The sequence below is a fragment of the Pedococcus sp. P3_C7 genome, from assembly GCF_056402615.1.
Window position 1 is genome coordinate 42,493 of the sequence record NZ_JBFUHC010000004.1, and the last position, 21,271, is coordinate 63,763.

At 69.7% G+C, this 21,271-nt stretch carries 19 protein-coding genes; 12 read left to right on the forward strand and 7 right to left on the reverse strand.

The genetic code is table 11. The features are described 5' to 3' along the window. Positions 1-96: 96 nt before the first annotated feature. From AC1DS4_RS06215 to AC1DS4_RS06225, 3 genes are read right to left on the reverse strand one after another with little or no spacing between them, the layout of a single operon-like run. Positions 97-1,020, reverse strand: a complete 924-nt coding sequence (locus tag AC1DS4_RS06215; RefSeq protein WP_477614871.1) for a carbohydrate ABC transporter permease — start codon at positions 1,018-1,020, stop codon at positions 97-99. Further along, positions 1,017-1,913, reverse strand: coding sequence for a carbohydrate ABC transporter permease (locus AC1DS4_RS06220; protein WP_477614870.1), 897 nt, complete (start codon positions 1,911-1,913; stop codon positions 1,017-1,019). The genes AC1DS4_RS06215 and AC1DS4_RS06220 overlap by 4 nt, the downstream gene beginning before the upstream one ends. Before the next feature lie 32 nt (positions 1,914-1,945). Then, a complete protein-coding gene (locus AC1DS4_RS06225; protein WP_477614869.1) occupies positions 1,946-3,298 on the reverse strand; it encodes an ABC transporter substrate-binding protein in 1,353 nt (450 codons plus the stop codon). Positions 3,299-3,588: 290 nt separating this feature from the next. Between AC1DS4_RS06225 and AC1DS4_RS06230 the strand changes: the two genes are divergently transcribed. From AC1DS4_RS06230 to AC1DS4_RS06250, 5 genes are read left to right on the forward strand one after another with little or no spacing between them, the layout of a single operon-like run. Then, positions 3,589-5,574 carry a beta-galactosidase gene (locus AC1DS4_RS06230; protein ID WP_477614868.1) on the forward strand — a complete coding sequence of 662 codons (1,986 nt, stop codon included), beginning with the start codon at positions 3,589-3,591 and terminating at the stop codon, positions 5,572-5,574. After that, positions 5,574-6,386: a DeoR/GlpR family DNA-binding transcription regulator gene (locus tag AC1DS4_RS06235; protein WP_477614867.1), complete on the forward strand. Its 813-nt coding sequence runs from the start codon at positions 5,574-5,576 to the stop codon at positions 6,384-6,386. Before AC1DS4_RS06230 ends, AC1DS4_RS06235 begins: the two co-directional genes overlap by 1 nt. Further along, positions 6,383-7,540: a galactose-1-phosphate uridylyltransferase gene (galT, locus tag AC1DS4_RS06240; RefSeq protein ID WP_477614866.1), complete on the forward strand. Its 1,158-nt coding sequence runs from the start codon at positions 6,383-6,385 to the stop codon at positions 7,538-7,540. The genes AC1DS4_RS06235 and galT overlap by 4 nt, the downstream gene beginning before the upstream one ends. Beyond that, entirely contained in the window at positions 7,537-8,700 is a 1,164-nt protein-coding gene (galK, locus tag AC1DS4_RS06245; protein WP_477614865.1) for a galactokinase, read from the forward strand. Before galT ends, galK begins: the two co-directional genes overlap by 4 nt. 49 nt (positions 8,701-8,749) lie before the next feature. After that, positions 8,750-10,300 carry a S10 family peptidase gene (locus AC1DS4_RS06250; RefSeq protein ID WP_477633615.1) on the forward strand — a complete coding sequence of 517 codons (1,551 nt, stop codon included), beginning with the start codon at positions 8,750-8,752 and terminating at the stop codon, positions 10,298-10,300. Positions 10,301-10,370: 70 nt separating this feature from the next. Here AC1DS4_RS06250 and AC1DS4_RS06255 read toward each other — a convergent pair whose 3' ends face one another. Next, positions 10,371-12,074 carry a tyrosine-protein kinase domain-containing protein gene (locus AC1DS4_RS06255; RefSeq protein ID WP_477614863.1) on the reverse strand — a complete coding sequence of 568 codons (1,704 nt, stop codon included), beginning with the start codon at positions 12,072-12,074 and terminating at the stop codon, positions 10,371-10,373. An 89-nt stretch (positions 12,075-12,163) separates the two neighbouring features. Here AC1DS4_RS06255 and AC1DS4_RS06260 point away from each other — a divergent pair, with 89 nt between their 5' ends. Genes AC1DS4_RS06260 through AC1DS4_RS06270 form a run of 3 tightly spaced genes read left to right on the forward strand, consistent with a single transcriptional unit; the run spans position 12,164 to position 13,651 of the window. Continuing rightward, the gene (locus tag AC1DS4_RS06260) at positions 12,164-13,096 is read left to right on the forward strand and encodes a hypothetical protein (protein ID WP_477614862.1); all 933 of its coding nucleotides are present in this window, start codon (positions 12,164-12,166) and stop codon (positions 13,094-13,096) included. Continuing rightward, positions 13,093-13,353, forward strand: coding sequence for a hypothetical protein (locus AC1DS4_RS06265; RefSeq protein ID WP_477614861.1), 261 nt, complete (start codon positions 13,093-13,095; stop codon positions 13,351-13,353). Before AC1DS4_RS06260 ends, AC1DS4_RS06265 begins: the two co-directional genes overlap by 4 nt. Further along, on the forward strand, positions 13,346-13,651 hold the full coding sequence (locus tag AC1DS4_RS06270) for a PqqD family protein (RefSeq protein ID WP_477614860.1): 306 nt from the start codon (positions 13,346-13,348) through the stop codon (positions 13,649-13,651). Before AC1DS4_RS06265 ends, AC1DS4_RS06270 begins: the two co-directional genes overlap by 8 nt. A gap of 2 nt (positions 13,652-13,653) precedes the next feature. Here the strand turns inward: AC1DS4_RS06270 and AC1DS4_RS06275 are convergent, their stop codons facing one another. Next, positions 13,654-14,100 (reverse strand): hypothetical protein, encoded by a 447-nt coding sequence (locus AC1DS4_RS06275; protein ID WP_477633616.1) that lies wholly within the window; start codon positions 14,098-14,100, stop codon positions 13,654-13,656. A gap of 339 nt (positions 14,101-14,439) precedes the next feature. On the opposite strand from AC1DS4_RS06275, the gene aqpZ reads away from it, so the two are divergent. From aqpZ to AC1DS4_RS06290, 3 genes are all read left to right on the forward strand, one after another. Continuing rightward, positions 14,440-15,231 (forward strand): aquaporin Z, encoded by a 792-nt coding sequence (gene aqpZ / locus AC1DS4_RS06280; protein WP_477624939.1) that lies wholly within the window; start codon positions 14,440-14,442, stop codon positions 15,229-15,231. Between the two features lie 149 nt (positions 15,232-15,380). After that, positions 15,381-17,594, forward strand: a complete 2,214-nt coding sequence (locus tag AC1DS4_RS06285; RefSeq protein ID WP_477633617.1) for an NADP-dependent isocitrate dehydrogenase — start codon at positions 15,381-15,383, stop codon at positions 17,592-17,594. Between the two features lie 43 nt (positions 17,595-17,637). After that, positions 17,638-18,048: a nitroreductase family deazaflavin-dependent oxidoreductase gene (locus AC1DS4_RS06290; protein ID WP_477633618.1), complete on the forward strand. Its 411-nt coding sequence runs from the start codon at positions 17,638-17,640 to the stop codon at positions 18,046-18,048. A gap of 49 nt (positions 18,049-18,097) precedes the next feature. On the opposite strand, the gene AC1DS4_RS06295 is transcribed toward AC1DS4_RS06290, so the two are convergent. Together AC1DS4_RS06295 and AC1DS4_RS06300 are read right to left on the reverse strand one after the other, a co-directional pair. Beyond that, positions 18,098-18,502, reverse strand: coding sequence for a DUF6855 family protein (locus AC1DS4_RS06295; protein ID WP_477633619.1), 405 nt, complete (start codon positions 18,500-18,502; stop codon positions 18,098-18,100). Further along, positions 18,499-19,551, reverse strand: a complete 1,053-nt coding sequence (locus tag AC1DS4_RS06300) for a GNAT family N-acetyltransferase (RefSeq protein WP_477633620.1) — start codon at positions 19,549-19,551, stop codon at positions 18,499-18,501. The genes AC1DS4_RS06295 and AC1DS4_RS06300 overlap by 4 nt, the downstream gene beginning before the upstream one ends. An 89-nt stretch (positions 19,552-19,640) precedes the next feature. On the opposite strand from AC1DS4_RS06300, the gene AC1DS4_RS06305 reads away from it, so the two are divergent. Next, positions 19,641-20,633 (forward strand): malate dehydrogenase, encoded by a 993-nt coding sequence (locus AC1DS4_RS06305; protein ID WP_477633621.1) that lies wholly within the window; start codon positions 19,641-19,643, stop codon positions 20,631-20,633. Positions 20,634-21,271: the final 638 nt, after the last annotated feature.

A 21,271-nucleotide genomic window follows, 5' to 3' on the forward strand; every position in this document is an offset into this window, starting at 1 on the left:
GGTCGGCGCCCCAGTGGATCACGCTGGGCAGACCCTCGTCGGGGATCTCGTAGACCAGGCACGTGCCGGCGGACCGGAGGACTGCGGTCTGCGAGGTCATCCCTTGGTGGCTCCGAGCGTCAGGCCTGCGACGAACTGCTTCTGGAGCAGGAAGAAGATGATCAGGGTCGGCAAGGCTATGACGACCGAGCCGGCGGCGACGAGGTTGTTGTCGGTGAAGAACTGACCGCGGAGGTTGTTGATCGAGCTCGTCACCGGGAACTTGTCACCGGACTGCAGGAGCACGGTCGCCCAGAAGAACTCGTTGTAGATCCAGGTGACCTCGAGGGTCGCGAGGGCGGCGAGAGGGGGCCGGCACAGCGGCAGCGTGAGCTGGAAGAACTGGCGCAGCACGCCGGCACCGTCGACCACCGCGGACTCGTAGAGCTCGCGGGGAAGGGTCTTCATGTAGTTGGACAGGACGAACGTGCAGAAGCCGGTCTGGAAGGCCACGTTGACGAGGATCAGCCCCCAGTAGGAGTTGAGCAGGGTGCCCGACTCGCTGAACCAGAACGGCACCTCGATGGCGCGGAACATCCGGTAGACGGGGATGAGCAGGGCCTGCGGCGGCAGCAGGTTCGCCGCCGTGAACAGTCCGAGCAGTGCGAGGTTGAACTTGAACGAGAACCTCGCGACGACGAAGGCCACACAGCAGGAGAGGAACAAGGTCAGCAGCACGGCCGGCACGGTGATGTAGGCGGAGTTGAGCATCGTGTGGGAGAAGTTCGCCTGCTCCCAGGCGTTCTTGTAGTTGGCGAGCGTGAATCCGCCGAAGGACAGGTAGCCGTGCTTCGCGGTGTAGGCGTAGTCCCGGAAGCTGTTCAGCACCGCGTAGCCGACGGGGAAGATCCAGACCAGCGCCACGACGGCCAGGAACACCTGGATGACCCGGTTGCCCTTCTTCGTGCCGACACCCTGCGGACGCTTGCTGGAGAGCGGGTTGGCGCTTCTCGGCACGGTGACATCGACGACGTCGCTCATCGCTGCTCCCTCATGACGATGCGTAGGTACAGGACGATGAAGATCGAGGAGATGATGAGCATGAAGGTGGCCAGCGCCGAGCCGAAGCCGATGCGGCTGGCCTCACCGACGATGTTGGACGTGACGAGCGTCGAGATCAGCTCGAGGCCGTTGCGCCCCTTGTTGATGACCCACACGAGGTCGAACGCGCGCAGGGACTCGATCACGGTGACGACGAGCACGATGATGTTGATCGGGAACATCACCGGGAAGACCACCTTGAAGAACGTGGTGCGCTCGGTCGCGCCGTCCACCTTGGCCGCCTCGCGCAGCGTCGGGTCGACGCCCTTCAGTCCCGCCAGGTAGAGCAGCATGATGTAGCCGACATGTCGCCAGCTGGAGGCGATCAGGGCCGCCCAGAGGTTGTACCGCTGGTCGCCGTACCAGTCGATGCTGCCACCGGTGATCTGGTTGATGAAGCCCTGGTCCCGGCTGTAGATCAGCTGCCAGATGAAGCCGACCAGCGCGAGGGACAGCACCACCGGCAGGTAGATCGCGGTCTGGTAGACCCGCGACCCCCGCACCTCACGATCCAGCAGCACCGCAAGGAACATCCCGATGGGCGTGGCGATGAGGAACATCACGGCGAGCCAGATCAGGTTGTGCTGCAACGCCGGGACGAACGGCGGGTAGATGGTGAGCACGTCCTTGTAGTTCCTCAGCCCCACGGACTTGGCCGAGGTGATCGGGCCGATCCCGTCCCAGTTGGTGAAGGAGAGCAGGACCGACCCGATCGCCGGCACCACGACGAGCCAGAGCACCAACAGCGTCGGCACCCCGATCATCAGGGACACGACGACCCGGTCGACCGGGCTGAGGTGGTCGATTCCCTTGTATTTCGAACGTCTGGCCACGGGTGCTCCTCGGTTGCGTCGGCGTCTTCGCGTCAGCTCGCGAAGATGCTCTGCTTCTGCTTCTCGATGTTGTTGACCAGGCCGTCGATGTCCTTGGGGTTCTTGAGGAAGGACTGGATGGCGGGGATCATCACCGTGGAGGCGAAGTCGGGGCGGGTGTCGCGGTCCATGAACTGGGCGATCGACTTGGCCTGCGAGACGAACTCGACCGACTTCTTCTGCAGCGAGGTGTATGCCGTCTTGTCCGCCTGGTCGTTCGTCGCGATCACGCTCGGGTCGGCCTTGACGACGATGTTCTGCGCCGCGGCGGAGCCCACGTAGCCGAGGAGCTTCTTGGCGCCGGCCTCGTTCTTCGGACGCTTGGCCATCATGTAGCCGTCGATGGGCGCCTCGATGGCGTCCGCGCCGATGGTGGAGTCGATCTCGGGGAAGTTGAAGAAGGTGAGGTCCTCCTGCTCCGCCCCCTTGCCGAACTGTTGCGCGACGAAGGAGCCGAGCAGGTAGGTGCCGGCCTTCTTCTGCTGGAGGGCCTGGGCGGCCTCCTGCCAGGTGCGGCCGAGCGAGTCGGGCTGGTGCAGGTCGAGCAGGCCTGCCCAGGTGTCGAAGACGGCCTTGACCTTGGGGCTGTTCCAGGCCTCCTTGCCGGCCATCAGGTCGACGTGGAACTGGTAGCCGTTTACCCGCAGGTTCAGCTGGTCGAAGGTGCCCATGGCCGGCCAGCCGTCCTTGTCGCCGAAGGCGATCGGGACGAGGCCGTCCTTCTTCATCTGTGCACCGAGGGCCTTGAACTCGTCGAGCGTCTTGGGCTCCTGGTAGCCGTGCTGCTGGAACACGCTCTTGCGGTAGAACATCGCCCACGGGTAGTACGTCGAGGGGACGAAGTACTGCTTGCCGTCGTCACCCGTCGAGGACTTCTTGAGCGCGTCGGACATCCCGGCCCCGGACAGGTCCTTCCAGACGTCGGTGACGTCACCGGCCAGCCCCTTCGAGGCGAAGAACCGCATGCGGTAGCCCGCGAACCACATCCAGACGTCGTCGGGCGAGCCCTGGAGGTAGTTGTTGATGTTCTCCTGGAAGGAGTTGTGGTCGATCGTGTTGACCTTGGCGGTCAGGCCTGCGTTCGCCTTCTGGAAGGCGTCCATCACGGCCTGGATCGCTGCCTTCGGCACGGCGTCGGACTGGTTGGAGCCCACGGTCACGGTGCCGGTCGCGGCGCCGCCACTCTTGGCGCCTCCGTCGCCACCGCAGGCCGCGAGCAGCGACGGTGCCGCCAGGAGGGTGCCGGCGCCGAGCGCGCCGCGCAGGAGAGTCCGACGGCTGACGCCGCGGACAGAGGCGGGAACGAGGCTGGCGAGGTACTCGGCCTCTGATGTCGGGCGGGTCATTTCGGGTCTCCTTTGACACGGGCTTGACACGGGTTGCATCGGCGGGTGACCGAATCGGTCAACTCACAGTTTCGATCAAAAACCACCAACAACACCCGAGGATGGTGGCCACGTCCACCCGTGTCAAGACTTTCGGCCCACTCGGTTCATCTGACGGACACGGCGCGAGATCGGCTCAACCACGCGGCATACGCTCCCTTGGAGCGGGAAACTGGAAGCCACGACACCCATGGGACCAACATGTTGATTTTTGTTGACATGGCTTCGTGCGCAGCGCCAGACTGGCGCCCATGCGTTCATGGCCGAGCCGTCGGATCGCCCTGGGTGGCGACTACAACCCCGAGCAGTGGCCGCGTGAGGTCTGGTCCGAGGACATGGAGCTCATGCGCGAGTCGGGGGTCTCCTTCGTCACCCTTGGAGTCTTCTCCTGGTCGTGGCTCGAGCCTGCCAAGGGCGAGTACGACTTCGCCTGGCTCGACGACATCATGGGCCTGCTCCACTCCAACGACATCGCCGTCGACCTGGCCACCGCGACGGCCACCCCTCCGCCGTGGCTGTCGGCCGCGCACCCGGAGATCCTCCCCGTCGACCACGAGGGCCACACGCTGTGGCCGGGCAGCCGCCAGGCGTGGTGCCCGAGCTCGCGCGTGTACCGCGAGTACGCCCTGGCCCTGACCACGCAGCTGGCTCAGCGCTACCACGACCACCCAGCCCTGGCGATGTGGCACGTCTCGAACGAGTACGCCTGCCACAACATCCCCTGCTACTGCGACACCTGCGCGGCCGGCTTCCGGCTGTGGCTGCAGCGCCGCCACGAGACCCTCGAGAAGCTGAACGACGCCTGGGGAACGGCGTTCTGGAGCCAGCGCTACACGGACTGGCAGCAGGTCCTGCCGCCTCGTCTGACCACGACGTTCGGCAACCCCACGCACGTGCTGGACTACAAGCGGTTCCAGTCCGACACCCTGCTCGACTTCCACCGCAGTGAGAAGGCGATCCTCGCGGACCTGTCCCCGGGCGTCCCCGTCACGACCAACTTCATGACGCTCGCCCACTTCGACCACCTCGACTACCACCAGTGGGCAGCTGAGCAGGACGTCGTCAGCACGGACCACTACATCGTGAACACGCTGGAGCACCCCCGCGCGGAGCTGGCCTTCAGCGGCGACCTCACCCGCGGCCTCGCAGGCGGAGCGCCGTGGATGCTCATGGAGCACTCGACCAGCGCGGTCAACTGGCAGCCGGTCAACCCCGCGAAGGCGCCCGGGCAGACCCTGCGCGACAGCCTGGCCCACGTGGCCCGTGGTGCCGACACCCTCGGCTTCTTCCAGTGGCGTCAGTCGCGCTCGGGTTCCGAGAAGTTCCACTCGGCACTCGTGCCGCACGCAGGTCGTGACAGCGCCCGGTTCCGCGAGGTCGTCGAGCTCGGCCAGGTCGCCCAGCGGCTCGGCGAGGTGCTCGGGTCCCGGGTCGAGTCCGACGTCGCCATCCTCTGGGACTACCAGGCCCAGTGGGCCGCCTCGGGTCCAGCGATGCCGTCGAGCGAGCTCGGCTACGGGACGACCGCGCACGCGATCCACCGGCTGCTGCGGGAGCGCGGCGTCACCACCGACGTCGTGCACCCCAGCGCCGACCTCACGGCCTACCAGGTCGTCGTCGTCCCCACGCTCTACCTCGTCAGTGACGAGCACGCGGCCGCCGTCGCGGCCGCGGCGGCTGCGGGCGCCCAGGTGCTGGTGACCTTCTTCTCCGGCATCAGCGACGACAACGACCACGTGCGGCTCGGTGGCTACCCCGGTGCGTTCCGCGACCTGCTCGGGGTGCGTGTCGAGGAGTTCTTCCCCCTCATGGACGGCGACGAGGTGTCCGTCGGCGGGGGCACCGGCCGCCGGTGGAGCGAGGACGTGGCTGCCGTCGACGCCGAGGTGCTCGACAGATACACGGACGGACCGCTCGAGGGTCGTCCCGCGGTCACGCGCCGAGCCGTCGGGTCGGGAGCGGCGTGGTACCTCAGCACCCTGCTCGACGACTCCGGGCTCGGGTCACTGCTGGACTCGGTGGTCGGCGCGGCCGGCGTAGTCCCTGCTGCTGACGTGCCGGTCGGTGTCGAGGCGGTCCGACGCACCAGCGATGATGGCTCGTGGCTGTTCCTCGTCAACGACACCGACAGGGCACAGCGCGTCGCCGTGACCGGTCACGACCTGGTCGCCGACCGTCCGTTCGGACCGGACACCGCTCTGGCCGCTGGTGCGGTCGCCGTCATCAGGGAGGACTAGTGCTCGCCAGCCAGCGCCGCGCCACGATCCTGGGCCTCGTCGAGGACAGCGGCGCCGTGCGGGTGTCCGAGCTCGTCGACCAGCTCGGCGTCTCGGACATGACCGTGCGCCGCGACATCGAGCAGCTGGCGGCCGAAGGCCTGGTCGAACGTGTCCACGGTGGGGCCCTGGCCATGGGCCGGCGCAGCAGCGAGGAGCCCGGGTTCACCGCGAAGTCCGCGCTCATGCAGGCGCAGAAGCACGCCATCGCCCAGACCGCGGCCCAGCTCGTCGAACCCGGCGCCGCGATCGGCATCTCCGCCGGGACGACGACCTATGAATTCGCGCGCGCCGTCCGCAACATCCCCGACCTCACGGTCGTGACGAACTCCATCCCCGTGGCGCAGCTCCTGCACGAGTCGGGCGCGCCCGGCCAGACGGTGGTGCTCACCGGCGGGGTGCGCACGCCGTCGGACGCGCTCGTCGGCCCCGTCGCGGTCGCCGCGCTGCGCATGCTGCACGTCGACCGGCTGTTCCTCGGCGTGCACGGCATGGACGCCTCTGCGGGCCTCACCACCCCCAACCTCGTAGAGGCCGAGACCAACCAGGCTCTCGTCGACGCGGCTCGCCGGATCTGCGTCCTCGCCGACCACACGAAGTGGGGCACCGTCGGTCTCAGCACCATCATCCCGCTCTCCGCGGTGGACCTGTTGGTCACCGACCCGGGACTCACCCCGCGGGCCCGCAAGGCCGTCGGCGACGCCGGGGTGGAGATGGTCCTGGCCACCCCTGCCACGACGAGGACGCCGCGTTCGCAGAGGAGGCACGCATGAGAGCGCGGCGCACCAGCCGTCAGCTCGCCGACGGACGCGAGATCATCTACTTCGACGACTCCCCCGAGGCTCCCGAGCGCACCGCCGAGGACAGCCGGCCGCTCGGGGAGCGGGCCGCGTCGGGCGAGATCCGTCACGACGCCCTCGTCGGCGACTGGGTCGCCGTGGCCGGGCACCGCAGCAACCGCACCTTCCTGCCGCCCAAGGACGAGTGCCCCCTGTGCCCCAGCGGGGCGGGCAGCGTCCCCTCCGAGGTGCCCGAGTCGGCCTACGACGTGGTGGTCTTCGAGAACCGGTTTCCCTCGTACTCACCCATCTCGGTGCTGTCCGGTGACGGGCGGGGGCCAGCTGGCCACGGCGATGGCGATGGCGATGGCGAGCTCCTCCGGAGCCGGCCCGCGCTCGGCCGCTGCGAGGTGGTCTGCTTCACCAGCGACCACGAGTCGACGTTCGCCGACCTCACCCCTGAGCGCGCCCGCACGGTCATCGACGCGTGGGCGGACCGCACGGCGGAGCTGGGTGCGGTCGCCGAGATCGAGCAGGTCTTCTGCTTCGAGAACCGCGGCCAGCAGATCGGCGTCACGCTGAACCACCCCCACGGCCAGATCTACGCGTATCCCTATGTGCCACAAAGATCGGCCGCCATCCTGACACAGGCGACCGCGCACCACGCACGCACTGGCCGCCTCCTCGGAGCCGACATCCTGGCGGCCGAGCTGGACGCCAAGGAGCGAGTGGTGATCGACACCGAGCACTGGACGGCCTACGTGCCCTTCGCCGCGCGGTGGCCGGTGGAGGTGCACCTCGCCCCCCGCCGGGACGTGCCCGACCTGCCCTCCCTCACCGATGTCGAACGCGACGACCTCGCCCAGGTCTACCTCGACCTCCTGCAGCGCCTGGACCGCTACTACGTCGCCAAGGACGGCAGCCCGATCCGGTTGCCCTACATCGCTGGTTGGCACCAGGCCCCCACCCGTAAGGGGCGCGACGTCTCCCGCCTTCACCTCCAGGTGATGTCGGTGCTTCGCTCCCCCAAGAAGCTCAAGTACCTCGCCGGCTCGGAGTCAGGCGTCGGCGGCTGGGTGAACGACGTGCCTCCCGAGCAGATCGCGGCGCGGCTCCGCGACGTGGCGCCACGCGAGGTCGGCCTGTGAGGGCCGATACCGCAGCAGAGCTGTTCCGCTCCACCTTCGGCTCCCCCCCGTCGGGCGTGTGGTCCGCCCCCGGCCGGGTCAACCTGATCGGCGAGCACACCGACTACAACGGCGGGCTCTGCCTGCCGATCGCACTGCCGCACCGCACGTTCGCGGCTGTCCGCCGACGCGACGACGACCTGGTGCGCATCGTGTCGGCGCAGGCCGACGACCTGGTGGAGGTGACCCTGGCCGACGTGGCACCCGGCGTGCCGGGCGGGTGGGCGGCATACGTCGCCGGGGTGCCGTGGGCCCTGCGCAAGGCGGGGTATGCCGTGTCCGGCCTCGACGTGGCCGTGGACGGCCGCGTGCCGTTGGGGGCGGGGCTGTCCAGCTCGGCGGCCCTGGAGTGCGCGGTGGGGGCTGCGGCCTCCGACCTGTTCGAGCTGGGTCTGCTCTCCGGGGACGGCGGCCGGACTGCGCTGGCAGCGGCCTGCGTCGAGGCCGAGAACACCATCGCACTGGCACCGACCGGCGGCATGGACCAGTCCGCCGCGCTGCTCGCCCGGGCCGGTCACGCCCTGTTGCTCGACTGCAGGGACGGGCACACGGAGCAGGTGCCGTTCGACCTGTCTGCCCACGGACTCGCCCTGCTCGTGGTCGACACCCGTGCGGAGCACGCCCTGGTCGACGGCCAGTACGCCGAGCGGCGCACCTCCTGCGAGGCGGCCGCCCACGAGCTCGGCGTCGCAAGCCTGCGCGAGGTGTCGGCCGAGGACCTCGAGGACCGCCTGTCCGCCCTGTCCTCCGACCTGCTGCGCCGACGCGCACGTCACGTCGTCACCGAGATCGCGCGCGTCGAGGAGGCCGCGGCTGCCTTGCGGAGCAACGACTTCCGAGCGGTGGGCAAGCTCTTCCTGGCCTCGCACGCCTCGATGCGCGACGACTTCGAGATCTCGGTGGCGGAGCTCGACACGGCAGTGGAGTCGGCCGTCGGCGCCGGTGCCCTCGGCGCCCGGATGACCGGCGGCGGGTTCGGGGGTTCAGCCATCACGCTGGTGTCCGCCGACCGCGCCGCCGCCGTTCAGTCCGCCGTGGAGGACGCCTTCGCTGCCAAGGGTTTCCGCGCCCCTGACTGCTTCACGGTGATGGCTTCCGAGGCAGCCCGCCGCGACCGCTGACCCAGCCTCTCCCTCACCTCTGCCAGCGGCCCGCACTAGGGTGCGACGCATGCCCGACGAGTCCACCCAGACCTCACCCGCGCCCACGACATCCGCGGAGTCCTCCCCCCTGGCCCGGGGCGAGTCACCGACCGACAAGCCCAACGCCGAGGCACCGCCGGTGCCGCCGACGGACGACCTCGTGACGACGCGGCATACCCTCAAGATCGGGCGCAGGACGCTGCGCTACACGGCGACAGCCGGGCGCATCGTGCTGCGCGAGGAGGTCTTCGAGGACGGAGTCTTCAAGGGGCACAAGGCCAAGGCCGAGCTGAGCGTCACCTCCTACGTCCTCGACGCGCCGCGGGGCACCAAGCGCCCCGTCACCTTCGCGTTCAACGGCGGACCGGGCTCCAGCTCGGTGTGGCTGCACCTCGGCCTGCTCGGCCCGCGCCGGGTCGACTCCGGCGACGTGGGCAACCCGACGCCGCCGCCGTACGGCCTGCTGGACAACACCGAGACGCTGCTCGCGGTGTCGGACCTCGTCTTCATCGACCCCGTGTCGACCGGGTACTCGCGGGCCGTCGAGGGTGGCAAGCCCAAGGACTACCACGGCTTCAAGGCCGACATCGAGAGCGTCGGCGAGCTGATCCGGCTGTGGACGACCCGCCACAACCGCTGGCTGTCACCGAAGTTCATCGCGGGCGAGTCCTACGGCACCATCCGGGCCGCTGCCCTCGCCGAGCACCTGCAGACCCGCCACGGCCTCTACGTCAACGGCATCATGCTGATCAGCTCGGTCCTCGACCTCGCGACGGTCGACTTCGAGTTCCGCAACGACCGTGCCCACGTCGACTACCTCCCGACCTACGCCGCCACCGCCCACCACCACGGCAAGCACGGGCGGAAGTCCCTCAAGACCGTCCTCGCCGAGGCGGAGGAGTATGCCGCGCGCGACTACCCGTGGGCGTTGTCGCGGGGGTCACGCCTCACCGCAGCCGAGCGCGCCGAGCACGTGAGTCGCCTCGCCGCGTTGATCGGCCTGTCCGAGGAGTACGTCGACCGCGCCAACCTGAGGGTCGAGCACGTCCGGTTCTTCACCGAGCTGCTGCGCGACCAGGGGCTGGCGGTGGGCCGGCTGGACTCGCGGTTCACGGGGCAGCTCGTGCACGGCAACGCCGAGAAGTGGGACGCCGACCCGTCCCACGACGCGATCAGCGGTCCCTATGCCGCCGCGTGGAACCACTACGTGCGTGACGAGCTCGGCTACGAGAACGACTTGCCCTACGCGCAGATCTCGGAGCTCGCGTCGACGGAGTGGTCGTTCAAGGAGTTCGAGGGCAAGCCGATCGACGTCAGCTCGCAGCTCGCGAGGGCCATGCGGGGCAACCCCCACCTCAAGGTGCACATCGCCTACGGCTACCACGACGGCGCCACGCCCTACTACGGCGCACAGGACGTCGTGGCGCACCTGGAGATCCCGGAGTCACTGCGCGGCAACATCGAGCACTGTCACTACGAGGCCGGCCACATGATGTACGTCCACGAACCCAGCCGGCTCCAGCAGTCCCGGGACCTCGCCGCGTTCGTGGTCCGGTCCAGCGGGACAGACGTCGGCTGAGCAACCGGTCCACAGCCAGACCATCAGCAGCCCGTCCGTCGGGCGCCACGTCCGTCCGGGGTCACGGCCGTCAGCGGCCTGCCCCTGCGGCGGTCCGGGCGCGCTGCTGCGGGGCCGCCTCGCTCGGCTTGCCGTGCGGCGTGCCACGTGGGGGCTTGCTGGGTCGCGCCGCCTGGGCTGCCTTGACCGCCTCGGCCGCTGCCCGCGCCGCCTCGACCGCCGGATCTGGCGCGGCCGCGTGGGGGGTCTCGAGCGCGTGGACGGTCTGCACTCCCTGGACGCGCTCCACCGGGTCGAGCGCCTCGACCAGCCGCACGGGCCGGCCCTCGGGCTGGCGTGCGTGTTGGAGCTCCTCCCTGCGGTCCGGCGAGGCCTTGCGCAGGCCCTTGTGGGACTTCTCGGTCCCGTAGTAGCCGCCGTAGTAGCCGCTGCCCGCAGCCTTGGGCTCGATCCGGTTGAGCACCACACCCAAGGTGTGGCCCTGCACGGCGTGCAGGCTGGCGAGCGCCGCCCCCAGCTGCGTGTCGAGGGTCTTCCCGGCAGTCACGACGACGAGGGCACCGTCCGCCGCCGCCGTGAGCACGGCGCCGTCGGTGACGGGCAGGAGCGGTGGTGCGTCGATGATGACCATGTGTCCGCTGTCGGCCAGCCAGTCCAGCAGCCGGCGCATCGCCTTGGAGCCGAGCAGCTCGCTCGGGTTCGGCGGGATCCCGCCGGCTGCGAGGACGGTCAGGTTGGGCAGGGCCGCCACGCGCTGAGCCACGTCCGCGAAGTCGACCCGACCGATGAGGACGTCGGTGAGCCCGGCACCCTCGACGAGGCCGAAGGACTCGGCGACGACCGGGCGGCGCAGGTCACCGTCGATGAGCACGACCCGCCGGTCCGACATCGACAGCGCGGCAGCGAGGTTGGCCGCGATCGTCGACTTGCCGTCCCCGGGCAGCGGGCTGGTGACGACGATGACGCGGGGCGGGTTGTCGATGTCCATGAACTGCAGGTTCGTACGCAGCTTGAGGAACGCCTCCGCGGTGTGCACCGGGTCCTTCAGCTTCGGGCGACCGACCACCAGCGGGATGAGCGCGCCGCGCTTGCGGACCATGGCGGGGCTCGCCGGGATCGCGGCCGCCACGGTGACGCCGAACTCGCGCTCGATGTCCTCGGCCCGGCGGAGCTTGCGGTCGAGCTGGCTGCGGGCCACGGCATACCCGAAGCCGAGGAGGAGACCACCGACGAAACCGAGGCCCACGTTGCGGGTCGTGTTCGGCGACACGGGCGAGGAGGGCAGGGCAGCCGACTCGATCGGGACGATGCGCAGGGCCTGGGTCGAGGAGCCGGAGGGGTTCTCGACCTGGTCCACCTGCTGCTTGAGCGCTTGGACCCACGCGTCCGCCAGCTGCTGCGCCGAGCGAGGGGTCGAGGCGCGGGCGCTGATCTTGATGAGCACCGTGTCGAGGGGCTGTGACACCGACACGGCGCCGATGAGGCTGGCGGGGGCGGCGTCGAGGCCGAGGTCGCTGATCACCGTCTGTGCGGTGGCCCGGGACCTCGCCAGGTCGACGTAGGACGCTGCTCGCGACTTGGCCAGGCTGTCCCCGACGGACGCCTCACCGGCGGAGTTGGTGGTGCCGGCGCTGACGAAGCCGCTCGCGTCGGCCTGGTAGACCTTGGGCTGGACCAGGCTGACCCCGGCCGCGACCGCGACACCGAGCAGCACGAAGGCGGCAACGCCGCGCCAGTACGCCCGGAGCACCCTGAGGTAGTCGGTCAGTTCCACTGCTGCTCCTGACGTGCGTTGTCGACGCGCGTGGCTGCAGGGGTGCGGTTGCCCCGTGCAGTGGTGCGGACTGCTCTACTGTGCGGCCTGTGACCGCAGTCGAACTGGAGACCTCCAGCCGCCATGTCGTGGACGCCTTCGGTGTCCACGTCGAGGTGCGGGTGCGCGGCGACCGGGCCGCTGAGGTCGTGGACCGGCTGCCCCGGCTCTGGGAGTTCTGTGCCGCTCCGCCCGGCGCGACCGGCGAGGTCACCGCAGACGTCGTCTTCGACAGCGACCCGGACGCCTGGGCCGCTGCGGATGCCGGAGGCGCGGTCTCCCGCCGCGAGCTCGATGACCTGTTGCAGGCGCTCACCCAGCGGATCACCCTGTCTGCCATCGACGCCCGCGCCGGTGAGTGCCTCATGCTGCACGCCGCCTGCATCGCCGACCCGCTGACGGGCGCTGCCGCAGCCTTCGTGGCGGCGGGCGGCACCGGCAAGACGACCCTGGTCAGCATCCTGGGTCCGGGTCGCTGGTACGTCACCGACGAGACGACCGTGGTGCTCGACGACCGGACGGTCGTGCCCTATCCCAAACCGCTGTCGATCCGCCGCACCCCGGACAGCCTCTTCAAGAACGAGACCCCGCCCAGTGAGGTCGGCCTCGTGGCACCCGCCCGGCGCGTGCGGCTTGCCGCGCTCTGCCTGCTCGAGCGTGACCCTTCCCACGAGGGCGAGCCCATCGTCGAGACGCTGCCCACCCTCGACGCGCTGGTCGCCCTGGTGCCCCAGACGTCGCACCTGCCCGAGATGGCACGACCACTGCAGCGCCTGGCGGCGCTGTGTGAGTCGCTCGGTGGTGTGCATCGGATCACCTATCGGGAGTCGGCCGACTTGGCCGGGGTGGTGGACGGGCTGCTGGCGGACGGGCCGCTGGTGGACGGGCCGCTGGTGGACGGGCTGCTGGTGGACGGGCTGCTGGTGGACGGGCTGCCTGCGGACGAACCAGGGGTGGACGGGCCAGTGGGTGGGACGGCGTGAGAGCGCGGTACCTGCCGGCGGCGGACCGGGTGGAACGGGACGGGGAGGCCGTCGTGCTGGTCGGACGGGAGGTGGTGCGCCTGTCGGCCCTGGCCACCACGCTGCTCGACTCGTGCCCCGACTGGACCCCGGCCTCGGACCTCGTCGACGTGCTGCTGGCCACCTTCGGCCCGGCGCCCGAGGGTGTCGATGCCGTCGAGTCCACCGAGGTGGCACTGCGGACACTGGCCGCCAAGGGGTTGGTGGAACTTGACTGACGCCGTGTGGCGCCGCCAACCCGACGTTGCCGTGGTCCAGTCACCGGGCCGGGTCGTCGTGCTCGACCTGACCACTCCCCAGACCGCCCGGCCCTTCGTCATGGAGGGTTCGGCACACGCCATCTGGCAGGCCCTGGACGACCAGCCGACGACCGCCCAGGTCGTCGCCCGCGTCGCGGATGACTTCGGCATCCCTGCTGCCGAAGTCGAACCAGACGTGGTCGCGTTCCTGGCCGAGCTGGAGTCACGAGGACTGGTGTCGCGCGTGCCGCCTGACCGCACCATGACGACCGACTGAGCTCAGGCGGTGACTGTGATGATCTGGACCGAACCGCCACCAGTCCGGTAGCTGATCGTGTAGGTGGCGGTCCCCGCGTTGCCCTCGTACGTGTACGAGAAGCTCACCGGCACGCTGCTCCCGACCGGCACGATGGTCGTCGTCGGCACACCCACCGTGGTTCCGGTCGTGGCGTCGGACGTCACCGAGAGGACCTCGACGGACCCGGCAGCCGTTCCGGTGTTGGTCAGCGTCATCGTGAAGTTGACCGTCTTCGTGTCGAACTTGTGGGCCGCCACCTTGTCCGCCAGGACCGTGGCAGCCACCACGGGCGCGCCCCCCGACGCAGCCGCAGCGGGCGCGGCTGTCGCCAGGACGATCACCGGCACCGACCATGCTGCCCCGAGCGCGACCGTGCGCCGACTCACCAGCGGCGTGCCGCTGTCCCTGACGTTCCCCTGCTGATCCATCGAAACCCCGCTCCCGAGCCCCGCAGACTCGTTTTGATGATGCGCTGAACGTAAAGGACAGGGTTGAGTTTCACCAGCATTTGGTAAAGAAATGAATCTTCAATGACATTGTTTGTCCGGATATGACCTCATTCATTCGACGTATCCACTGATCGTCATCTAGTCCTTTTGGCTGATGGGCGGATCTCCTCGGCGGGACGGACGACCGGAGGCGGGCCCGCGGTGTCGGCGGATCCGGGTGTCGCGCGTGTGCAAAACGCGACGGTGCGGCAGAGTGGTCCCGGCAAGGGGCCACGGGGGCCCACCGGTCGCACCATCCGCCGCACCAAGGGGAGCTACATGCGCACACCGGCACTGACCTCGCGCCTCGGCGCAGAGGCACTGGGCACCTTCTGGCTCGTCTTCGGCGGCTGTGGCAGCGCCATCTTCTCGGCGAAGTACCTCGCCCCCAACGTCGTGTCCGGTCAGGGCGTCCAGGTCGGCATCGGGTTCCTGGGCGTTGCCCTCGCCTTCGGTCTCACCGTCCTCACGATGGCGTATGCCGTGGGGCACGTGTCGGGGGCGCACTTCAACCCCGCTGTGACGGTCGGCATCGCCGTCGCCAGGCGCTTCCCGTGGCGGGACGTTCCGGCCTACGTCGGCTCGCAGGTCGTCGGGGGACTCGTGGCCGGCCTGGCCCTGTGGGGTATCGCGCGCGGAGTCTCCGGGTTCGACGCCACGGGCAACCTCGCCGCCAACGGCTACGGCGACCACTCCCCCGGCGGGTACACCCTCGTCGCCGTGCTGTGCGCCGAGGCGATCCTGACCGCCTTCTTCCTCTACGTCATCCTCGGCGCCACCGACGACCGTGCGCCGACCGGCTTCGCCCCCATCGCCATCGGGCTGGCGCTCACCCTCATCCACCTGATCTCGATCCCGATCAGCAACACCTCGGTCAACCCTGCACGGTCCACCGCCGTCGCCTTCTTCAACGGCAACGGCGCCCCGGGCCAGCTGTGGGCCTTCTGGCTGGCGCCCGTCGTCGGTGCGGCGATCGCAGGAGCCACCTACCACCTGGTGACCGGCGTCGACCGCCGCGACGAGGACATCACCGGGGTCGTCGACCCGGACGACCTGAAGCCCACCACCTGACGGGTCCACCACCTGGCCGGTTGCGCGAGTATCTTGATATCAAGATACTGTGGGCGAGGTCGAGGGACGACAGTTCGAAGGGCCGATAGCCTGAAGGTCGTCTCCGCACCGCTTCGACATCCAGACCACCTCAGGAGAGAGTCGCCTCCATGGCCAAGATAATCTACACCCTGACCGACGAGGCGCCGATGCTGGCGACCTACTCCTTCCTCCCGGTGATCGAGGCGTTCGCAGGGACCGCCGGGGTCGACGTGGAGACGCGCGACATCTCACTGTCGGGACGCATCATCGCGGCGTTCGACGACCTGCTCCCCGAGGACCAGCGGATCGGCGACGCCCTGGCCGAGCTGGGCGAGCTGGCCACGACGCCAGAGGCGAACATCATCAAGCTGCCCAACATCTCGGCCTCGGTGCCGCAGCTCAAGGCTGCCGTCGCCGAGCTGCAGGCCAAGGGCTACGCCCTTCCGGACTACCCCGACGAACCGACCACCGACGAGCAGCGCGACGCGCGTGCCCGCTACGACAGCGTCAAGGGCAGTGCGGTGAACCCCGTTCTGCGCGAAGGGAACTCCGACCGTCGGGCTCCTTCCGCGGTGAAGAACTACGCTCGCAAGCATCCCCACTCGATGGGTGCGTGGAGCCCCGACTCGGCGACGAACGTCGCGACGATGGGCTTCGACGACTTCCGCTCCAACGAGCAGTCCGTGGTCCTCCCGAAGGACGACACCCTCACCATCCAGCTCGTCACGGACAACGGCACGACGGTCCTCAAGGGAGGGCTCACGGTTCTCGAGGGCGAGGTCGTCGACTCCACCGTCATGCGCGTCGCCGCCCTCGACTCCTTCCTCACCGAGCAGATCGCCCGCGCCAAGGCCGACGACGTTCTCTTCTCGGTGCACCTGAAGGCCACGATGATGAAGGTCTCCGACCCCATCATCTTCGGCCACGTGGTGCGGGCGTTCCTGCCCGACGTCTTCGCGACCTACGGAGCGGACCTCGCTGCGGCCGGGCTGTCAGCCAACAACGGCCTCGGCTCGATCATCGACGGCCTGGGCGCCCTGGGCGACAAGGGCGCCGAGATCAAGGCCGCGATCGACAAGGGCCTCGCCGACGGCCCACGACTGGCGATGGTCAACTCCGACAAGGGGATCACCAACCTGCACGTGCCCAGCGACGTCATCGTGGACGCGTCCATGCCGGCCATGATCCGCACGTCCGGCCACATGTGGGGCCCGGACGGCGCCGAGGCCGACACCCTCGCGGTCATCCCCGACAGCTCGTACGCGGGCGTCTACCAGGCCGTCATCGACGACTGCCGCGCGCACGGCGCCTACGACCCGACCACGATGGGCTCGGTGCCCAACGTCGGCCTGATGGCCCAGAAGGCCGAGGAGTACGGCAGCCACGACAAGACCTTCGAGATCGCCGAGGCCGGCACGGTCCAGGTCGTCAACGCCGCCGGCGACGTGCTGATGGAGCACGAGGTGACACCGGGCGACATCTGGCGCGCCTGCCAGACCAAGGACGCCCCCATCCGGGACTGGGTCAAGCTCGCCGTCACCCGCGCCCGCGCCTCCAGGACGCCCGCCGTCTTCTGGCTAGACGAGACCCGCGCCCACGACCGCAACCTGATCGAGAAGGTCACCACCTACCTCGCCGACCACGACACCGACGGCCTGGACCTCCAGATCCTGAACCCGGTCGACGCCGCCACGCTGTCGGTCGAGCGGATCCGCAAGGGCGAGGACACCATCTCGGTCACCGGCAACGTGCTCCGCGACTACAACACCGACCTGTTCCCGATCCTCGAGCTCGGCACCAGCGCCAAGATGCTGTCGGTCGTGCCGCTGATGAACGGCGGTGGCCTCTTCGAGACCGGTGCAGGGGGCTCGGCCCCCAAGCACGTCCAGCAGCTGGTCCAGGAGAACTACCTGCGCTGGGACAGCCTCGGCGAGTTCCTGGCCCTCGCGGAGAGCCTGCGGCACATGGCGACGAGCACCGACAACGCTCGCGCCGAGGTGCTCGGCGAGGCCCTGGACCGGGCGACCGAGCGGCTGCTCAACGAGAACAAGGGCCCGGCCCGCAAGGTCGGTCAGATCGACAACCGTGGCAGCCACTTCTACCTCGCACTCTTCTGGGCCCACGAGCTGGCCACCCAGACCCAGGACGCAGAGCTCGCCGCGTCGTTCGCGGAGGTGGCGCAGTCCCTTGCCGCCAACGAGGCGACGATCAACGACGAGCTCCTAGGTGTGCAGGGACACCCCGCCGACATCGGGGGCTACTACCGGCCCGACGAGGCGAGGACCGTGGCAGTGATGCGCCCGTCGGCCACCTTCAACGAGGCCCTCGCCTCCCTGGCGTGACTCCGCGCGGAATCGGATGCCGCGCCGAGGGGTTGCACCGGACATGAGCGACTGGAACGAAGGCGTGATCGCGGAGTTCCGCGCCAACGATGGGAAGGTCGGTGGGTACTTCCAGGGCGCGCCGATGATCCTGCTGCACCACATCGGTGCCAGGAGCGGCACGGTGCGGGTGACGCCGCTGGTCTACTTCCCGCAGGACGACGGCTCGATGCTCGTCGTGGCGTCCAAGGGCGGCGCGCCGACCAACCCGGACTGGTACCACAACGTCCTCGCCAACCCGCGGTTCGAGGTGGAGGTCGGCACCCGGACGTTCAGCGTCGACGCGGAGGAGCTCAGCCCGGCCGATCGCGCCGAGCAGTGGCCACGAATCGTGGCTGAACGACCCGGCTTCGGCAACTACGAGACCAAGACGAGCCGGGTCATCCCGGTGCTGCGCCTGCGCCCGGTCGCCTGACCCGCTCGCAGCCGGCGACCGGGCGACGACCGACGAAGGGTGCGCTGCCTCAGATGGCCCGCATCCGGTTGTTGCGCGGGTTGTGCTCGACCTCGGCGAGCCCGAGCTCCTCGAGCAGGGGCGGCAGGTACATGCCGACCCGGCCGCGGTAACCCTTGCGCAGGCCGTACCACCCGCCGACCGGGTTGGACTCCGAGCGGCCCCACTCCTCGACGGTGCCGTCCTTGGCAGGCTTCTGCTCGTCGGCGCTGCCCAGCGGCACCCAGTCACCCTGCTCGCGCAGCCAGGCATGGAGATCCTCGACCACCCGCGCGTCGTAGAGCAGCTTGGTCGAGCCCACCTGGCAAACCAGCTGGGCCGGGTCCGCGTCGTCGTCGCGGTACATCGCGTAGTCACCCGTCCCGGGGGGCGTCTTCAGTGCCCAGGGGTCGTCCTTCGTGCCGCTTCCGCTCATCGCTGCTCCTCGGTGGTGGTGGCCTCGTCGCCCCTCAGCGTCATCTTGAACCCTTCGTGCGACGCGGTGAACCCCAACCGCTCGTAGAACCGGTGGGCGTCGGCGCGCCTCTTGTCGGTCGTGAGCTGGACGAGGGCGCAGCCGCGGCGGGCTGCCTCGGCCACCGCCCACCGGATCATCTGCTCCCCCAGCCGCTGGCCGCGGTGGCTGTCCGCGACCCGCACGGCTTCGACCTGCCCCCGCAGCGCGCCACCGCGCGACAGCCCGGGGATGAAGCTCACCTGCATCGTGCCCACCACGACGCCTCCGTCGTCCAGGACCACGAGCAGCTGCGCCGGGTCCGCGTCGATCACCGCAAACGCCCGCAGGTATGCCGCGAGGTCGCCGGGGTCCTCCCGGCCCGCGGCGAGGTGGTCGTCGGCGATCAGGGCGACGACCGCGCCCACGTCCGCGACGGTGGCCCGTCGCAGCACGACCTGGCGGCCGGCTGCCGCAAAGGTTGCGAGAGCCGGCGTTCCAGCGTCGTGGAGCGGACCACCGTCAGCGGGCGCGGCGGCATACCGGCCGGTGGGAGCATCCGAACCCTCGAACCAGGCGTGACCGCGGAACGCGAGGGCGCGCTCGAGGCGCACCCGCGAGCGCTCCATCATCTCGGGGAGGTCGTCCGGCGCGAACCAGCCGACGTCGAGCGACTCGTCGTCGTTGACCCGGGCCTGCCCGGACACGTACGTCGCGGTGAAGCAGAGGTCGAGGTACTGGGCGCGATCGCCGTTCGGGTACTCCTGCGGAGGCAGGGTCCAGACGCCGGTCAGGTCGTCGATGGTGGCCACCACCCCGGTCTCCTCCTCGATCTCGCGACGCAACCCCTCGGCGGGCTGCTCCCCCGGTTCGAGGATGCCGCTGACGAGGGCCCACTGGCCGTTGTCGACGCGGCGCGCGAGCAGGACCTCCCCCTGCGAGTTGCGCACCACCGCACTGACGCCCGTCAGGAAGAGAGAGTGCGTGCCGACCCGCTCACGCAGCGCCAGGATGAAGTCAGGAGTCGGCATGAGACGACCCTAACCACCCGGCTGCGTGCTGCGCGGCGCCTGCTAGCGTCGACGGCAGTCACCCCACCAGAGACGCGAAGGGTCCCACCGTGAGCACTGCCTCCGTCAAGGTCGCCGTCACCGGCGCCGCCGGCCAGATCGGCTACAGCCTCCTCTTCCGGATCGCGAGCGGTTCGCTCTTCGGCCCGGACACCCCCGTCGAGCTGCGCCTGCTCGAGATCACCCCGGCGCTCAAGGCGCTCGAGGGTGTCGTCATGGAGCTCGACGACTGCGCCTTCCCGACGCTGGCCAAGGTCGAGATCGGCGACAACGCCGAGAAGGTCTTCGACGGCGTCAACCACGCCCTGCTGGTGGGAGCTCGTCCCCGCGGTCCGGGCATGGAGCGCGGCGACCTGCTCGAGGCGAACGGCGGCATCTTCGCCCCCCAGGGCAAGGCGCTGAACTCCGTTGCGGCAGATGACATCCGCGTGACGGTGACTGGCAACCCGGCCAACACGAACGCCCTCATCGCCATGAGCAACGCGCCCGACATCCCGCAGGAGCGGTTCTCGGCGCTGACCCGCCTGGACCACAACCGCGCGATCAGCCAGCTGGCTGCCAAGACCGGTGCCGTGGTCACCGACATCACCCACATGACGATCTGGGGCAACCACTCCGCCACGCAGTACCCCGACCTGTTCCACGCGGAGGTGGGGGGGCGGAACGCCGCCGAGCTCATCAACGACGAGGCGTGGCTGGCCGACACGTACATCCCCACGGTCGCCAAGCGCGGCGCTGCGATCATCGACGCCCGGGGCGCCTCCTCCGCCGCCTCGGCCGCGTCGGCGACGGTCGACCACGCCCGCGACTGGGCCCTCGGCACGGCAGAGGGCGACTGGGTCTCGATGTCGGTGCGCTCCGACGGCTCCTACGGCGTCCCCGAGGGCCTCATCTCTTCCTTCCCCGTCACCACGAGCAACGGCGACTGGCAGATCGTGCAGGGCCTGGAGATCAACGACTTCTCCCGCGCCCGGATCGACGCCTCCGTCAAGGAGCTCGAGGAGGAGCGCGAGGCGGTGCGCGGTCTGGGCCTGCTCGGCTGAGCCGGTCACGCGCATACCTCGAAGCGGCCGTCCCCTGCTGGGGGCGGCCGCTTTCACGTCGCTGCCGACCGCACTGGGTGCCGGGAGATCGTCACGCAGGCCCGATCCCCGCCCCTGATGACCRCCAGGTGGCAACAAGTCCCGCGCGCCCCGCACTTGGTGCCGGGAGATCGTCACGCAGGCCAGATCCCSGCCCCTGATGACCACCAGGTGGCAACAAGTCCCGCGCGCCCCGCACTTGGTGCCGGGAGATCGTCACCGGGGCCCGATCCCCGCCCCTGATGACCACCAGGTGGCAACAAGTCCCGCGCGCGCCGCACGCCGACTGGGTGCCGGGAGATCGTCACCGGGGCCCGATCCCCGCCCCCGGATGACCACCAGGTGGCAACAAGTCCCGCGCGCCCCGCACTTGGTGCCGGGAGATCGTCACCGGGGCCCGATCCCCGCCCCCGGATGACCACCAGGTGGCAACAAGTCCCGCGCGCCCCGCACTTGGTGCCGGGAGATCGTCACGCAGGCCAGATCCCGGCCCCTGATGACCACCAGGTGGCAACAAGTCCCGCGCGCCCCGCACTTGGTGCCGGGAGATCGTCACGCAGACCCGATCCCACGCCAGGATGACCACCAGGTGGCAACAA